Annotated in this window: 16 protein-coding genes and 1 tRNA gene; 9 read left to right on the top strand and 8 right to left on the bottom strand. The window is 67.7% G+C overall.

Translation table 11 applies throughout. The annotated features are described in order from the left end of the window. The first annotated feature begins 124 nt into the window (after positions 1 to 124). The 3 genes from aroC to XAN126_RS0112570 all read left to right on the top strand — a co-directional run bounded on the left by aroC (position 125) and on the right by XAN126_RS0112570 (position 2,784). Positions 125 to 1,240, top strand: coding sequence for a chorismate synthase (gene aroC / locus XAN126_RS0112580; RefSeq protein ID WP_024278949.1), 1,116 nt, complete (start codon positions 125 to 127; stop codon positions 1,238 to 1,240). 14 nt (positions 1,241 to 1,254) lie between these two features. Continuing rightward, entirely contained in the window at positions 1,255 to 2,028 is a 774-nt protein-coding gene (locus XAN126_RS0112575) for a polysaccharide deacetylase family protein (protein WP_024278948.1), read from the top strand. Positions 2,029 to 2,127: 99 nt separating this feature from the next. Then, a complete protein-coding gene (locus XAN126_RS0112570; protein WP_024278947.1) occupies positions 2,128 to 2,784 on the top strand; it encodes a LysE family transporter in 657 nt (218 codons plus the stop codon). 75 nt (positions 2,785 to 2,859) lie between these two features. Here XAN126_RS0112570 and XAN126_RS0112565 read toward each other — a convergent pair. Beyond that, positions 2,860 to 2,944: transfer RNA gene (locus tag XAN126_RS0112565), tRNA-Leu, on the bottom strand. 203 nt (positions 2,945 to 3,147) lie between these two features. On the opposite strand from XAN126_RS0112565, the gene lipB reads away from it, so the two are divergent. Beyond that, positions 3,148 to 3,876: a lipoyl(octanoyl) transferase LipB gene (gene lipB / locus XAN126_RS0112560; protein ID WP_024278946.1), complete on the top strand. Its 729-nt coding sequence runs from the start codon at positions 3,148 to 3,150 to the stop codon at positions 3,874 to 3,876. A gap of 189 nt (positions 3,877 to 4,065) precedes the next feature. On the opposite strand, the gene gatB is transcribed toward lipB, so the two are convergent. After that, complete coding sequence (gene gatB / locus XAN126_RS0112555) at positions 4,066 to 5,556, bottom strand: Asp-tRNA(Asn)/Glu-tRNA(Gln) amidotransferase subunit GatB (protein ID WP_024278945.1); 1,491 nt, start codon at positions 5,554 to 5,556, stop codon at positions 4,066 to 4,068. A 259-nt stretch (positions 5,557 to 5,815) separates the two neighbouring features. Between gatB and XAN126_RS27165 the strand changes: the two genes are divergently transcribed. Further along, a complete protein-coding gene (locus XAN126_RS27165) occupies positions 5,816 to 6,877 on the top strand; it encodes a glycosyltransferase family 2 protein (protein ID WP_024278944.1) in 1,062 nt (353 codons plus the stop codon). Positions 6,878 to 6,953: 76 nt separating this feature from the next. Here XAN126_RS27165 and gatA read toward each other — a convergent pair whose 3' ends face one another. Genes gatA through XAN126_RS0112530 form a run of 5 tightly spaced genes read right to left on the bottom strand, consistent with a single transcriptional unit; the run spans position 6,954 to position 9,294 of the window. Next, the gene (gene gatA, locus XAN126_RS0112545; protein WP_024278943.1) at positions 6,954 to 8,438 is read right to left on the bottom strand and encodes an Asp-tRNA(Asn)/Glu-tRNA(Gln) amidotransferase subunit GatA; all 1,485 of its coding nucleotides are present in this window, start codon (positions 8,436 to 8,438) and stop codon (positions 6,954 to 6,956) included. Then, on the bottom strand, positions 8,435 to 8,722 hold the full coding sequence (gene gatC, locus XAN126_RS0112540; protein ID WP_024278942.1) for an Asp-tRNA(Asn)/Glu-tRNA(Gln) amidotransferase subunit GatC: 288 nt from the start codon (positions 8,720 to 8,722) through the stop codon (positions 8,435 to 8,437). The genes gatA and gatC overlap by 4 nt, the downstream gene beginning before the upstream one ends. Positions 8,723 to 8,749: 27 nt before the next feature. Next, positions 8,750 to 8,890: a hypothetical protein gene (locus XAN126_RS29030; RefSeq protein ID WP_245272374.1), complete on the bottom strand. Its 141-nt coding sequence runs from the start codon at positions 8,888 to 8,890 to the stop codon at positions 8,750 to 8,752. Between the two features lie 35 nt (positions 8,891 to 8,925). After that, on the bottom strand, positions 8,926 to 9,045 hold the full coding sequence (locus XAN126_RS29025) for a type II toxin-antitoxin system RelE/ParE family toxin (RefSeq protein WP_245272249.1): 120 nt from the start codon (positions 9,043 to 9,045) through the stop codon (positions 8,926 to 8,928). Positions 9,046 to 9,051: 6 nt separating this feature from the next. Continuing rightward, on the bottom strand, positions 9,052 to 9,294 hold the full coding sequence (locus XAN126_RS0112530; RefSeq protein ID WP_024278941.1) for a type II toxin-antitoxin system ParD family antitoxin: 243 nt from the start codon (positions 9,292 to 9,294) through the stop codon (positions 9,052 to 9,054). Between the two features lie 91 nt (positions 9,295 to 9,385). Here XAN126_RS0112530 and ruvX point away from each other — a divergent pair, with 91 nt between their 5' ends. Both ruvX and XAN126_RS0112520 read left to right on the top strand, forming a co-directional pair. Continuing rightward, positions 9,386 to 9,904, top strand: coding sequence for a Holliday junction resolvase RuvX (gene ruvX, locus XAN126_RS0112525; protein ID WP_024278940.1), 519 nt, complete (start codon positions 9,386 to 9,388; stop codon positions 9,902 to 9,904). Between the two features lie 178 nt (positions 9,905 to 10,082). Next, positions 10,083 to 11,018, top strand: a complete 936-nt coding sequence (locus XAN126_RS0112520) for an AEC family transporter (RefSeq protein WP_024278939.1) — start codon at positions 10,083 to 10,085, stop codon at positions 11,016 to 11,018. A 66-nt stretch (positions 11,019 to 11,084) separates the two neighbouring features. Here the strand turns inward: XAN126_RS0112520 and XAN126_RS26315 are convergent, their stop codons facing one another. Next, entirely contained in the window at positions 11,085 to 11,510 is a 426-nt protein-coding gene (locus tag XAN126_RS26315; protein ID WP_024278938.1) for a hypothetical protein, read from the bottom strand. A 245-nt stretch (positions 11,511 to 11,755) separates the two neighbouring features. Here XAN126_RS26315 and XAN126_RS0112510 point away from each other — a divergent pair, with 245 nt between their 5' ends. Both XAN126_RS0112510 and XAN126_RS0112505 read left to right on the top strand, forming a co-directional pair. Further along, positions 11,756 to 12,703, top strand: a complete 948-nt coding sequence (locus XAN126_RS0112510) for an aspartate carbamoyltransferase catalytic subunit (RefSeq protein WP_024278937.1) — start codon at positions 11,756 to 11,758, stop codon at positions 12,701 to 12,703. Then, the gene (locus tag XAN126_RS0112505; protein ID WP_024278936.1) at positions 12,696 to 14,012 is read left to right on the top strand and encodes a dihydroorotase; all 1,317 of its coding nucleotides are present in this window, start codon (positions 12,696 to 12,698) and stop codon (positions 14,010 to 14,012) included. Before XAN126_RS0112510 ends, XAN126_RS0112505 begins: the two co-directional genes overlap by 8 nt. Positions 14,013 to 14,042 lie beyond the last annotated feature (30 nt).

The following is a 14,042-nucleotide window of genomic DNA, read 5'->3' as shown; positions in this document are numbered from 1 at the left end:
AGGATGCCCTTCCTGTGTGACGCCGGAGCCACAAATGCGCGGTGGGCGGCGGCGACCCTTCCTCGTTCCCTTGCCGGCCGTCCTCGTTTATTGAGCCCGGAGCAGTACGAGGACTAAAGGCGCCATGTCGTTCAACACCTTCGGCCACATGTTCCGCGTGACCACCTTCGGCGAAAGCCACGGGGTCGCCATCGGCTGCGTGGTGGATGGCTGCCCGCCCAATTTGCGCTTCTCCATCGAGGAGGTGCAGGCGGCCCTCGACCGGCGGCGCCCCGGCCAGTCGCGCTTCACCACCCAGCGCCGCGAGCCGGACGAGGTGAAGGTGCTGTCCGGCACCCTGCCCCATCCGGAGGGCGGCCTCGTCACCACCGGCACGCCCATCGCGCTGCTGATCGAGAACGTGGACCAAAGGTCCAAGGATTATGCCGACATCGCCGGCGCCTACCGCCCCGGCCATGCGGACTTCACCTACGACATCAAGTACGGCATCCGCGACCATCGCGGCGGCGGACGGTCCTCGGCGCGGGAGACGGCGACGCGGGTCGCGGCCGGCGCCATCGCCGCCAAGGTGCTGCCCGGCGTCTCCGTGCGCGGGGCCGTGGTGCGCATCGGCGAGATCGAGATCGACCGGTCCCGTTGGGACTGGGACGAAGTGGGCAACAACCCCTTCTTCTGCCCGGACCCCGGCACCGTGCCGCTGTTCGAGGACTATCTCGACGGCATCCGCAAGGCCGGCTCCTCGGTGGGCGCGGTGGTGGAGGTGGTGGCCGAAGGCGTTCCCCCGGGCCTCGGCGCGCCGCTCTATGCCAAGCTGGACGGAGACCTTGCCGCCGCTCTCATGGGCATCAATGCCGCCAAGGGCGTGGAAATCGGCGAGGGCTTCAACGCCGCCCGCCTCACCGGCGAGCAGAATGCGGACGAGATGCGCCTCGGCAACGAGGGGCGGCCGCACTTCCTCGCCAACCACGCGGGCGGCATCCTCGGCGGCATCTCCACCGGCGCCCCCATCGTCGCGCGCTTCGCGGTGAAGCCCACCTCCTCCATCCTCACGCCGCGCCAGACCGTGGACCGCAGCGGACAAGAGACAGATATCTTCACCAAGGGCCGGCACGACCCGTGCGTCGGCATCCGCGCCGTGCCGGTGGGCGAGGCCATGGTGTGGTGCGTGCTCGCCGACCACCTCCTCCGCCATCGCGGGCAGGTGGGCCAGAGCCCGGCCTGGCCGTTCCCCCAAGGCTGACGCGGGAGGTGGGAATGAAGCAGCCGGCCCACGCACGGCGCCTTCTTCTGGCCGCGGCCGCGCTCCTCCTCTGCGCGCCCGGCCCTGCGCTCGCCTGCGGGCCGGAGGCGTTGGGAACGGGGCGGGTGATGGAGGTCGACCCCAAGGGCCTGCGTGTCGGCAAGAAGTCCTTCCCGGATACCTTGCCGCTGGCGCCGAAGGAGGTCGTGCTGACCTTCGATGACGGACCATGGCCGACCACCACCGCCGCCGTGCTCGATGCGCTGAAGGCGGAATGCGTGCGCGCCACCTTCTTCCTCATCGGCGAGAATGCCCGCGCCCGGCCGCAACTGGTGAAGCGGGAGCTGGCGGAGGGCCACACCGTCGCCCACCACACCATGACCCATCCCGCCGCGACCTTGGCGAAGATCCCCTTCGACGCGGCGGTGAAGGAGATCGAGCGCGGGATGGCCTCCGATGACGCGGCGGCTTATGGCGCGGCCGGGGCGGCGCCCCGCGTGCCCTTCTTCCGTTTCCCGGGATTCGCCTCGACGCCGCAGCTCCTCGAATATCTGGAGCGAAAGGGCATCGTCGTATTCGGCGCGGACCTGTGGGCCAGCGACTGGAACGTGATGACGCCGGAGGCCGAGCTGGATCTCGTGATGAAGCGGCTGGAGGCGACAGGCGGCGGCATCGTGCTGTTCCACGACACCAAGCCCTATACAGCGGCGATGATTCCCGCCTTCCTCAAGGCCCTGAAGCAGAACGGCTACACCATCGTCCACATGATGCCGAAGGCGCACGCGTAAGGCGCGGTCCGCCTATCGCGGCCGCATCCAGCGTTTGAGGGAAGCGCTTGTGGCACCGGGGTGTGCATATGCCTCCGCACGAACCGCGGAGACGACGGCATGTCCGACGAAATTCCCTCTGCCCTTCTGGTCTTCGCAGGCACCTACGCGGCCATGGTTTTGGTCCCGGGTGCGAACTTCCTGGTGGTCAGCCGCGCCAGCCTCGCCGGCCGGCCCATCGGACTGGCCGCCGCCCTCGGTGTCTCCGCCGGTGCAACGGTCAATGTCACCACCGTGGTCATCTGTCTCGGCCGGTTGAGCGGGATTGACCCTTCGGGTGATCTGGGCCGGCTGCAGCTGGTGTTTTGCCTGCTCTACGCCGTCCTTCTGCTGCGCGCCGGAATCAGCTGCCTGCTGGAGGTGTGGACGCTGCGCGGCCGTTCGGGACCGACGCCCCAGACCACCGTCCACCGGACCGGACGCGAGGCGTTTCGCCTCGGCTTCCTAACCGCGGTCACCAACCCCGTATCGCTGTCGTTCTTCCTGGCGTCCGGCGGGCTGCTCGCCGCCGCGGCCGGCCGGGGAGCGATGTTTGCCAGTCCGGTGCTGGTGTTTTCGGTGGCGGCCGGATGGTTCGGCCTGCTCGCCGTCCTCTTTTCCGCCCCGCCCGCCCGCCGGCTTTATCTGAAGGCGCGATCTGCCGCCGACACGTGCATCGGCGCGCTCCTCATCGTCGCGAGCAGCCTCGTGCTGCTGCGGGTGGTCTCCCGGCTCTGACCGGCGACAGGCTCGAAAACGAAAAAGGCCCTCGCCGAAATCCGGCAAGGGCCTTTTTCAAAAGCCAGATCAACCTGGTGCGGACGAGAGGACTCGAACCTCCACGGGTCTCCCCACTAGCACCTCAAGCTAGCGCGTCTACCAATTCCGCCACGACCGCAGTCAGGGATGGCACCGGCCTCAAGGTTCCTCGGGAGAGGACCGCTTCCGGCCGGGGGCCATCGTCTAACAGATCGAATGTGCCGCCACAAGTGCCCGGCAAAGGTAACGCGCCGCTCGTGCTGCGGCCTGTGGATGACGGTTCCGCGAACCCTGAGACGGCGGGGGCTGGACCCACCGTGCGGATGGATTAAAGCAGTTCGCATGAACGCCAGCGCCCCCACCCCCACCGTTCCCCGCGCCAGCCTTGAAACTGACTTCCGCCCGCTCGATTCTTCCGCTCCCCCGGTAGAGTGGGTGGTGAGCGACGCTCTCGTGCCCTATCCGGAGGCTCTCGCGGCGATGGAAGCACGCGCGGCCGCCATCGCCGAGGGCACGGCGGCGGAATGCGTGTGGCTGCTGGAGCATCCCCCGCTCTATACCGCCGGCACCAGCGCGCGGCCGGAAGACCTCGTGGACGCGCGATTCCCGGTCTACGAGACGGGCCGGGGCGGCCAGTTCACCTATCACGGCCCCGGCCAGCGGGTGGCCTATGTGATGCTCGACCTCAAGCGCCGCTCGGCGGACGTGCGGCGTTATGTGAGCGCCCTGGAAGCCTGGATCATCGGCACCCTTTCCGCCTTCAACGTCACCGGTGAGCGGCGGGAGGACCGGGTGGGGGTATGGGTCAGGCGGAAGGGCGGCGGGGAGGACAAGATCGCCGCCATCGGCATCCGCGTGCGCCGCTGGGTGACGTTCCACGGCATCTCGCTGAACGTGGAGCCGGACCTCAGCCACTTCGGCGGCATCGTCCCCTGCGGCGTGCGCGAGCACGGCGTCACCAGCCTTGCCGACCTCGGCCTGCCGGTGACGATGGCCGAGGTGGATGCGGTGATGCGGGTGGCGTTCGAGGAGGTATTCGGGCCGACGGTGGTGGGCGAACCGCTCGTCTGAGGGGGAGCTGATGACTCCCCTCTCCCCTTGCGGGAGAGGGGCTGGGGGGGGGGGGGAGAGGTGGTGCCGCCTTCCAGCTGCTGGGGGAAAGGGCGAGACACCCCTCACCCCAGCCCTCTCCCGCAAGGGGAGAGGGAGTGCGAGCGGCGCGGCGGCAACTACCGCGCTCCCCTCAGAGAGACCACGCCCTCAGATCCCGAGCTTCGCCTTCAGGATATCGTTCAGCGCCTGCGGGTTCGCCTTGCCGCCGGAGGCCTTCATGGCCTGGCCGACGAACCAGCCGAGCATGGTGGGCTTGGCCTGCACCTGGGCCACCTTGTCCGGGTTCGCGGCGATGATCTCGTCCACCACCTTCTCGATGGCACCGGTGTCCGTCACCTGCTTCATGCCGCGGGCCTCGACCACCACGCGCGGGTCGCCTCCCTCGGTGAAGATGATCTCGAACAGATCCTTGGCGATCTTGGAGGAGATGGTGCCCTCCCCGATCAGGTCCAGGATGGCGCCGATCTGCTGGGGCGTGACGGGCGAGGAGGTGATGTCCTTCCCCTCCTTGTTCAGCCGGCCGAACAGCTCGTTGATGACGAAGTTGGCCGCCGCCTTGCCGTCGCGCTTGGCGCCGCCGCCTTCCACCACCTGCTCGAAATAGTCGGCGGTCTCGCGCTCGGCCACCAGCACGCCCGCGTCGTAGGGCGAGAGGCCGTATTCGGCGATGAAGCGGGCCTTCTTCTCGTCCGGCAGCTCGGGAAGATTCTCTTTCAGCTCCTCCACCCACTCGGGCTTGATGTCGAGGGGCAGGAGGTCCGGGTCGGGGAAATAGCGGTAGTCGTGCGCCTCTTCCTTGGAGCGCATGGACCGCGTCTCGCCCTTGTTCGGGTCGAACAGGCGCGTTTCCTGATCGATCTTGCCGCCGTCCTCGAGGATCTCGATCTGGCGCCGCGCCTCCACCTCGATGGCCTGGCCGATGAAGCGGATGGAATTGACGTTCTTGATCTCGCAGCGCGTGCCGAGCGGCCCACCGGGCCGGCGCACGGAGACGTTCACGTCGGCGCGCAGGTTGCCCTTTTCCATGTCGCCGTCGCAGGTGCCGAGATAGCGCAGGATGGTGCGCAGCTTGGTCACATAGGCCTTCGCCTCATCCGCCGAGCGCAGGTCGGGGCGGGAGACGATCTCCATCAGCGCCACGCCGGAGCGGTTGAGGTCCACGAAGGAGAGGGTCGGCGACAGGTCGTGGATGGACTTGCCCGCGTCCTGCTCCAGATGCAGGCGCTCGATGCCCACGGTGAAGCTCTCGCCGTCCAGCAGATCGACGATCACCTCGCCCTCGCCCACCACGGGCTGCTTGAACTGGCTGATCTGGTAGCCCTGCGGCAGGTCCGGATAGAAATAGTTCTTCCGGTCGAACACCGAATGCAGGTTGATCTCCGCCTTCAGTCCAAGGCCGGTGCGGACCGCCTGCGCCACGCACTCCTTGTTGATGACGGGCAGCATGCCGGGCATGGCCGCATCCACCAGCGACACGTGATCGTTGGGCTCGCCGCCGAAGGCGGTGGAGGCGCCGGAGAACAGCTTGGCATTGGAAGCGACCTGCGCATGCACCTCCATGCCGATCACCACCTCCCAATCACCGGTGGCGCCGGAAATCAGCTTCTTGGCCTCCGCAGGCCGGGTGTGAAGGGTCATGGTCGTCCTATCGTCGTGCGCGGATGGCCCGCGCTGTCAGGTCCATTGCGGCAGCGCCGCCATCTGGTCGGTGTCGTACCCCTAGGCGACATTGCAGGCAACGGCCATAAGCTGCCGATACGTCATGACAGGCTTTGTTACACCAAGTTATCTGCGCCTCATTTCGCCCCCAAAACCGCCGTGCTCCCGCTACCGCCGTACCCAAATTCTGCTCCGCCCGCCTTTAGATTGGGCACCGGGGCTAGTAGGAGTAGGGCAGATGAGGCTGGCGGGGGTCTCCATCGTCCGCGACGAAGCGGACATCATCGAAGCTTGGGTACGCCATAATCTATTTTTCTTAGATCAACTTTACATTGTAGATGATGGTAGCACGGACCAGACAGCTCGCATCCTGGATATCCTGGTCCGCGAAGGTCTTCCGATATCGGTGACTTCCGAAAAGTCGTTGGCGGCTTATCATCAGGGTCAGCGCACGACGGCTTTGGTCGAACACGCCCTTAAGACCTTCAGCTGGGACTTCATCTTCCCGCTGGATGGCGACGAGTTCGTCGTCGCGGAGGACCGTTCGGTGCTTGAAGCCGATCTCGCTGCCCTTGGAGGGTACCGGGTGGGCGGCCTGAACCCACGCCATTATGTGATGACCCATCACGACGACCCAGACGAGCCCTGCCCCCTCACCCGGCTCCGGCATGTGGCGGTGCACGATCCCTATGTCTTCAAGGTCGTCGTACCCGGTCGGCTGGCCGCCGAGCGTGGATTCGGCATCGTCGACGGCAATCACGGCGCCACCAAGTGGGACGTACCCCTGCCATCGACGCTGCTCCCCAACGTCCAGCTCGCGCATTTTCCCGCTCGCTCGGAAGCTCAACTGGTGAGCAAGGGCATCGCCGGCTATCTGCGCTGGACCGCTCGAAGAGACTTTTCCCAGGGCGCGCCGATCAGGCTCCTCGAAGGTGTCGGCATCCTGAAGGAAGAGGACGATATAAAGGTGCGCGCTCTCGATCGGCTGGCGGAGGCGCTGGGCGCAGATCGGGGCAGTCACACCGCAAGGCTTCAGCCTTTTGTGGAACGCAAAGGCGAGGTGCGCTATCCAGAGTTGGCCCGCATCTTCCCCTATCGCCGCGTGCTTTCGGCGACCGATGACCTCGTCCACGCCTTCAAGGCCGCACTGGATGAGAATCGCGAGCTGAGACAGGGTGGCGCCACTTTCCAGTCGCGCCTCATCGCGGCGTTTTCCCGGCACCGGAAGTCACTGCGCAGGCGCCTCACCGCCCTCCGTCACGCCCAGGGCGCACCAAAGGAGCCGGTCGGGTACTCGTGACCGGACCGGCTCCGCTCCGGGCGGGGCGTCATTCGCAAGGTCGGGGCTAGGCCCCGACCTCTCTTGCGTGCTCAGTTCAGGCCTTCCACCACAAATCCTCGACCGGGAAGCGGCCAGCCGCTTCCTCGATCACCTCGGCGAGAGAGAACAGCGTCTCTTCCTCGAACGGCCGGCCGATGAGCTGGAGGCCCAGCGGCAGGCCGTCGGCCGAAAGGCCGGCGGGGACGGAGATGCCCGGCAGGCCGGCCATGTTCACCGTCACCGTGAAGACGTCGTTGAGATACATCTCCACCGGATCGGCCTTCAGCTTCTCGCCGATGCCGAAGGCGGGCGACGGGGTCGCCGGGGTCAGCACCGCGTCGACGCCCTGCGCGAAGGCGAGGTCGAAATCGCGCTTGATCAGGCTGCGGATCTTCTGGGCGCGCAGGTAATAGGCATCGTAATAGCCGGCGGAGAGCACATAGGTGCCGATCATGATGCGCCGGCGCACCTCGGGGCCGAAGCCGGCCGCGCGGGTGTTCTCATACATCTCCACCACGTCCTTGCCCGGCACGCGGGCGCCGTAGCGCACGCCGTCATAGCGGGCGAGGTTGGACGAGGCTTCCGCGGGCGCCACGATGTAATAGGCCGGCAAAGCGTACTGGGTATGGGGCAGCGAGATGTCGACGATCTCGGCGCCGGCCTCTTCCAGCCACTTGGCACCCTCGCGCCAGAGGGTGTCGATCTCGTCGGCCATGCCGTCCATGCGGTATTCGCGCGGAATGCCGATCTTCTTGCCCTTGATGGAGGCGCCGACCGCCTCCTCATAGTCGGGCACCGGCCGGTTGACGCAGGTGGAATCCTTCGGGTCGTAGCCGGCCATGGAGCGCAGCAGGATCGCCGCATCGTTCACCGTGCGGGCGAAGGGGCCGGCCTGGTCGAGGGACGAGGCGAAGGCGACGATGCCCCAGCGCGAGCAGCGGCCATAGGTGGGCTTGATGCCGACCGTGCCGGTGAAGGCCGCCGGCTGGCGGATGGAGCCGCCGGTATCGGTGCCCGTCGCGCCGGCGCACAGGAAGGCCGCCACCGCCGCCGCCGAGCCACCGGACGAGCCGCCGGGCACGATGGGGGTCGTGTCGCCGTCGCGCTGCCAGGGCGACACCACAGGGCCGAAGGCCGAGGTCTCGTTGGACGAGCCCATGGCGAACTCGTCGTTGTTCAGCTTGCCGAGCATCACCGCCCCGTCCCGCCACAGGTGGGAGGTGACGGTGGATTCGTACTGCGGCACGAAATTCTCGAGGATCTTCGAGCAGGCCGTGGTGCGCACGCCCTCGGTGGCGAACATGTCCTTGATGCCGAGGGGGATGCCCTCCAGATGCCCGGTGTCGCCGGAAGCGATGCGCTTGTCGCTTTCCTTCGCCATCTCGAGGGCGATCTCCGGCGTCTCAAGCACATAGGCGTTGAGCGGGCGCGCCTCTTCCATGGCCTTCAGATAGGCCTCGGTGAGCTCGACGGAGGTGAACTCGCCCTGGGCAAGCCCCTCGCGCGCCTGGGTGAGGGTGAGCTTGGTGAGCTTGGTCATTCCACCACCTTCGGCACGGTAAAGAAGCCACCCTCGGCGTCGGGGGCATTGGCGAGCACCTTCTCGGGGCAGTTTCCGTCGGTCACGGCGTCTTCCCGCATGGGCAGCTCCACGGGGACAACGCTGGTCAGCGGCTCGACCCCGGAGACATCGAGATCCGCCAGTTGCTCGACGAAATCGAGGATGGCGTTGAGCTCGTTCTGAAGATGGCCGAGTTCCTCCTCCCGCACGGCGATGCGTGCGAGATGGGCCACCCGGCGGACTGTCGCCTGATCGACGGACATGAGTAGGCTCCCAAAAGCTGCCTGCCGCTATAGCAAGGGGTATGCCGCGGTGGAAGGGTTTGGACGCGGGGGGCGGCCCGTCATAGGTGGCGTGGCAGGTTCCATCCGTTGGTGCAGAATTCGGACGACCTCCAGCGTTTCTTTACCTGCGAGCCGGAAAAAGACCACGTGCGATCCAACGGCGTGGCGCAGATAACCGGCCTTCACCGCAGCCTCACGTAGGTTTCAGCCTGCGCCGTGCCCCAGCGGTCTTGCGAGAACGTCCAGATGGAATCGAGATCCTGCCGCGCCTTGGGCGTAAGGATCAGGAGAAGGCGCGCCATATGCGGTCAGGCCGCGCCGGACCGCTTCTCGGCGAGGAAAGATTCGACATCGAAGGGCTGGGCCGGCCCGCTCGCCTCGCCCTCCGCCAGAGCCGACCGGAGCGCATCGAGTCGCGCCTCATGCTCCTCCAGCAGCCGCAGGCCGGCGCGCACCACATCGCTGGCCGAACTATAGCGTCCCGCCTCCACTTGGCGATCGACGAAACTGGCGAAATGGTCGCCGAGAGAAACGGACGTGTTGCGCGACATGGGTCAGCTCCGCCTCAAAGAATACCAAGGATTGGTACAGGTTGGTAGGCTACCCCCTTGCTCCGCTCCACAAATCCTCTACCCCTCACGCATGGTAGACGCGCCCCTCCCCGCCCCCGTCGGTCCGCTCGCGGACATCGCCGCCCTCCTGCCGCCGCGCGGGGCGCTGATCGGGCTTGATCTCGGCACCAAGACCATCGGCGTCGCGGGCTCCGATCCGGACCGCCGCATCGCGACCGTGATCGAGACGGTCAAGCGCACAAAGTTCACCGCCGAGGCCCTGCGTCTGGTGGCCCTCGCCGACGAACGGCGGGCGGTGGCCTTCGTGCTGGGACTGCCGCTCAACATGGACGGCACCGAAGGTCCCCGCGCGCAGGCGAGCCGGGCCTTCGCCCGCAATTTCGCCCGGCTGGCGGGGCGGCCGATCGCCCTGTGGGACGAGCGGCTGTCCACCGTCGCGGTCGAGCGGGCGCTGATCTCGGCGGACATGAGCCGGTCGCGACGGGCCGAGGTGGTGGACCAGCACGCGGCGGCCTTCATCCTCGACGGGGCGCTCGGCTTCCTCGACCGCCTCGCACAGAACGAGGCGGGAACCGACTTCGAAGACTGATTCGGTCCTCTCCTGTTCCCGGCAGGTTCTCCGCCCGCCGCCGACCCTGCCCCATTTCGGGACAATGGCGCTTTTCTTATCCCGGCTCCGGGCCTAAAGCGGGCGCGCGGCGAATTCACACCGCCGTGTAGGACTAATTGCCTGCCGCCGAACGGCCGGCACGGTAAGCGTCTGCCCCATGAGCCTCATCTTCACGGCCCTCGTGCCGGTCTTCCTCGTCATCGCCCTTGGCGCCGTGCTGCGACGCATCCTCCTGAAGGATGCGGCCCATTGGGCGGCGCTGGAGAAGCTGACCTATTTCGTGCTGTTCCCGGCGCTTCTGGTGGTCTCCGCGGTGAAGGCGGACCTGAGCACCGTGAATGTCGTGGCGGTTGCCGGCGCGCTCATCGGGACCGTTGTGATCCTCTCGGGCCTCATTGTTCTCCTGCACAAGCCGCTGATCGCAGCGCTGGCGGCGGACGGCCCGGGCTTCACCTCCCTGTTCCAGGGGGCGGTGCGCTGGAACACCTACATCGTGCTGGCGGTGGCGGGCGGCCTCTATGGCGCGGCGGGAATCACCATCGCAGCGCTGGCGCTGGTGGCGATGATCCCGGTGGTGAACATCATCGCCGTGCTGGTGCTCGCCTCCTTCTCCGGCCGCCACCCGCCCACCTTCGCCTATGTGGCCGAGCAACTGGCGCGCAATCCGTACATCTGGGCCTGCTCCGCGGGCGCCCTGCTCAATGTCACGCACGTCCCGGTGCCGCCCGTCCTGGTGGAGTTCGGCGATATCCTCGGCAAGGCCTCGCTGGCGCTGGGGCTGCTGGTGGTCGGCGGCGGCCTGATCCTCGACCGGCTGAAGCGGCCTCGCGCCATCGTGTTCGCCAGCCTCGCGCTGAAGTTGCTGGTGAAGCCGGCCATCGCGATCGCCCTGGCGCTGGCGTTCGGGCTGAGCGGCACGGAGCTTGTGGTGGTGGCGATCACCGCCGCCGTGCCGTCGGCGCCCAACGGCTACGTGCTGGCGCGGCAGATGGGCGGGGACGCGCCGCTCCTTGCCGAGATCCTGACCATCCAGATCATCGGCGCCGCCATCACGCTGCCGCTGGTGGTGACCATCGCCAAGATGCTGGCCTGACGATGCTGGCCTGATCCAAACGAAAGGGCGGCCGAAGCCGCCCTGACGAACCCCGCATCCCGCGACTCAGCAGGGCGAGAAGTAGCCCTGCCCGCCGGGGCCGGTCGTCACCCAGCAGCTGCGCGGGCGCGGCGGGGGAACCGGCTCCAGATAAACGCGCGGCGCGGGCTGGTAATAAACGACCGGCGGCTGCTCATAATAGACGACCGGGGGCGGCGGCGGCGCGGCCGCAGCGCCGGCAATGGCCGCCGCACCCAGTACGCCGATGGCGACACCCGCACCCAGGGCGGCGCCGTTGCCGCAATTCCAGCAGCCGCCGCGATAATAGCGGCCGCGATACCAGTAGCCGACATCGGTGACGCTCGCGGCCTTCGCCGGCGCCATGGCCAGCGCGCCGGTGCCGATGGCGGCCGCGTTGCCCGTGCCGGCACCGCCGGTGAGCACCACGGCGACGCCGAGCGCCATGAGGTTCGTCCGCATCAGAATGGACATAACGAGTAACTCCCAACCTCCGGGGCGACGGTCTGGCGGCTCGCCTCAGCCCGTCCGGTCCGGCTGCGCAAAGGCTCGGTGAGAGTTCGTTCCAAAGTGTGGCGACCCTGGGGAATCACCGGGACCGGCCTTCACGGTTGGTGAACGACCCGTAAATCTCAACACTCCCCGCCTTGCCGCGCCAAGCTTCATTCACAGGCTTCCCTTGCCGGGGCCGCGCTTGGCCGCTATGCCTCCCGCCTGCCATGCAAGATCCTTCCGCCTTCACGCTCTCCGGCCGAGACCTCATCGGCATCGAAGGGCTTTCCGCCGGCGAGATCACGGGTCTGCTCGACCTCGCTGAGGAGTTCGTCGAACTCAACCGGCAGATCGAGAAGAAGCGCACGACGCTGCGCGGACGCACCCAGATCAACCTGTTCTTCGAGGCCTCCACCCGCACCCAGTCCTCGTTCGAGATCGCGGGCAAGCGGCTCGGCGCCGACGTGATGAACATGTCGGTCGCCTCCTCTTCGGTGAAGAAGGGCGAGACGCTCATCGACACCGCCATCACGCTGAACGCCATGCACCCGGACATCCTCGTCGTCCGGCATCACGCCTCCGGCGCGGTGGCGCTTCTGGCGCGCAAGGTGGATTGCTGCGTGGTGAATGCCGGCGACGGCGCCCACGAGCACCCCACCCAGGCGCTGCTCGACGCCCTCACCATCCGCCGCAACAAGGGGCGCATCCAGGGCCTCACGGTCGCCATCTGCGGGGATGTGCTCCATTCGCGCGTGGCGCGCTCCAACATCGCGCTCCTCAACACCATGGGCGCCAAGGTGCGTGTGGTGGCGCCCTCCACCCTGCTGCCCTCGGGCGTGGAGAGCCTGGGCGTCGAGGTGTTCCGCACCATGGAGGCGGGGCTGGAAGGGGCGGACATCGTGATGATGCTGCGCCTCCAGCGCGAGCGCATGGCCGGCTCCTTCATCCCCTCGGTGAAGGAATATTTCCACTATTTCGGCCTCGACGAGGCCAAGCTGCGCTACGCCGCGCCCGACGCGCTGGTGATGCACCCCGGCCCCATGAACCGCGGTGTGGAGATCGATTCCGCCATCGCGGACGGGGCGCAGTCCCTCATTCGTGAGCAGGTGGAGATGGGCGTCGCCGTGCGCATGGCGGTGCTCGATTCCCTCGCGCGGAAGCTTCCCAATGCGTAACGGCCGCTCCCATTCCAACGATTCCCGGCCGCTGCTGCTCGCCAATGCGCGGGTCATCGACCCCTCGCGCGGCGCGGACTTCCACGGCGATGTCTTCCTCGCCGACGGCGTGGTGAAGGATGCCGGCTTCGGCATCGCCGCCGCCGGCATCCCGGATGGCGCCGAGGTGGTGGATTGCGCCGGCGCGGTCGTCGCCCCCGGCCTCGTGGACATGCGCGCCTTCGTCGGCGAGCCCGGCGCCGAGCATCGCGAGACGCTCGCCTCGGCCAGCCACGCGGCGGCGGCGGGCGGTGTCACCACCATCATCTGCCAGCCGGATACGGACCCGGCGGTGGACGATCCGGCCATCGTGGACTTCATCCTGCGCCGGGCGCGGGACACGGCGGTGGTGCGGGTGCATCCCATGGCCGCCATCACCAAGGGCCTCGAAGGCCACGAGATGACCGAGATCGGCCTGCTTCAGGCCGCCGGCGCGGTCGCTTTCACCGATGGCCACAAGTCCATCATGAACGCCCAGGTGCTGCGCCGCGCGCTCACCTATGCCCGCGATTTCGACGCCCTTCTGGTGCACCACACCGAGGACGCGTCCATGTCGCAGGGGGCGATGAACGAGGGCGCCTTCGCCTCCCGCCTCGGCCTCTCAGGCAATCCGAAGGCGGCCGAGACCATCATCCTGGAGCGCGACGTGCGGCTCGTGGGCGCGGCGCGCTCGCGCTACCACGCGGCAGCGCTCACCTGTGCCGAATCGCTGGAGGTGCTGGAGCGGGCCAAGGCGGCCGGTCTGCCGGTGACGGCCTCGGTCAGCATCAACCATCTGTCGTTCAACGAGCTGGATATCGGCGCCTACCGCACCTATTTCCGCCTCGCCCCGCCGTTGCGCGGGGAGGAGGACCGGCAGGCGCTGATCCGCGCGCTCGCCTCCGGCCTCGTGGATGTGGTCGTTTCCGATCATCTGCCGCAGGACGTCGAGGGCAAGCGCCTGCCCTTCTCGGAAGCCGAGCCCGGCGCCATCGGGCTGGAGACGCTGCTCTCGGCAGCGCTGCGCCTTGTCCATTCCGATCAGGTGGACCTCGTGAACCTGCTCGCCGCCCTCTCCACCCGGCCGGCGCAGATTCTGGGTCTGGATGCCGGGACGCTCCGGCCAGGCGCGGCGGGGGACGTGATCGTGTTCGATCCCGGCATGCCCTATGTGCTCGATCCCCGCTCCCTGAAGTCGCGCTGCCGGAACACGCCGTTCGACGAGGCGCGCCTCGACGGGCGGGTGCTGCGGACCGTCGTTGCCGGGCGCACCGTCTACGAATACGTTTGACCCACCGTGACCTGTGCCGTCCCGCCGCGG

This window comes from Xanthobacter sp. 126 (genome assembly GCF_000526175.1).
GTDB lineage: Bacteria > Pseudomonadota > Alphaproteobacteria > Rhizobiales > Xanthobacteraceae > Xanthobacter > Xanthobacter aminoxidans.
This window is presented reverse-complemented; position numbering and strand designations above follow the sequence as displayed.

Coding starts and splice junctions, on each gene's coding strand:
- XAN126_RS0112530 (WP_024278941.1), bottom strand. CDS start 9,294: ATGTCGCGCAACACGTCCGTTTCTCTCGGCGACCATTTCGCCAGTTTC.
- gatC (WP_024278942.1), bottom strand. CDS start 8,722: ATGTCCGTCGATCAGGCGACAGTCCGCCGGGTGGCCCATCTCGCACGC.
- XAN126_RS0112510 (WP_024278937.1), top strand. CDS start 11,756: ATGCAAGATCCTTCCGCCTTCACGCTCTCCGGCCGAGACCTCATCGGC.
- XAN126_RS0112575 (WP_024278948.1), top strand. CDS start 1,255: ATGAAGCAGCCGGCCCACGCACGGCGCCTTCTTCTGGCCGCGGCCGCG.
- lipB (WP_024278946.1), top strand. CDS start 3,148: ATGAACGCCAGCGCCCCCACCCCCACCGTTCCCCGCGCCAGCCTTGAA.
- XAN126_RS26315 (WP_024278938.1), bottom strand. CDS start 11,510: ATGTCCATTCTGATGCGGACGAACCTCATGGCGCTCGGCGTCGCCGTG.
- ruvX (WP_024278940.1), top strand. CDS start 9,386: ATGGTAGACGCGCCCCTCCCCGCCCCCGTCGGTCCGCTCGCGGACATC.
- XAN126_RS0112505 (WP_024278936.1), top strand. CDS start 12,696: ATGCGTAACGGCCGCTCCCATTCCAACGATTCCCGGCCGCTGCTGCTC.
- XAN126_RS27165 (WP_024278944.1), top strand. CDS start 5,816: ATGAGGCTGGCGGGGGTCTCCATCGTCCGCGACGAAGCGGACATCATC.
- XAN126_RS0112520 (WP_024278939.1), top strand. CDS start 10,083: ATGAGCCTCATCTTCACGGCCCTCGTGCCGGTCTTCCTCGTCATCGCC.
- aroC (WP_024278949.1), top strand. CDS start 125: ATGTCGTTCAACACCTTCGGCCACATGTTCCGCGTGACCACCTTCGGC.
- XAN126_RS0112570 (WP_024278947.1), top strand. CDS start 2,128: ATGTCCGACGAAATTCCCTCTGCCCTTCTGGTCTTCGCAGGCACCTAC.
- gatB (WP_024278945.1), bottom strand. CDS start 5,556: ATGACCCTTCACACCCGGCCTGCGGAGGCCAAGAAGCTGATTTCCGGC.
- gatA (WP_024278943.1), bottom strand. CDS start 8,438: ATGACCAAGCTCACCAAGCTCACCCTCACCCAGGCGCGCGAGGGGCTT.
- XAN126_RS29025 (WP_245272249.1), bottom strand. CDS start 9,045: ATGGCGCGCCTTCTCCTGATCCTTACGCCCAAGGCGCGGCAGGATCTC.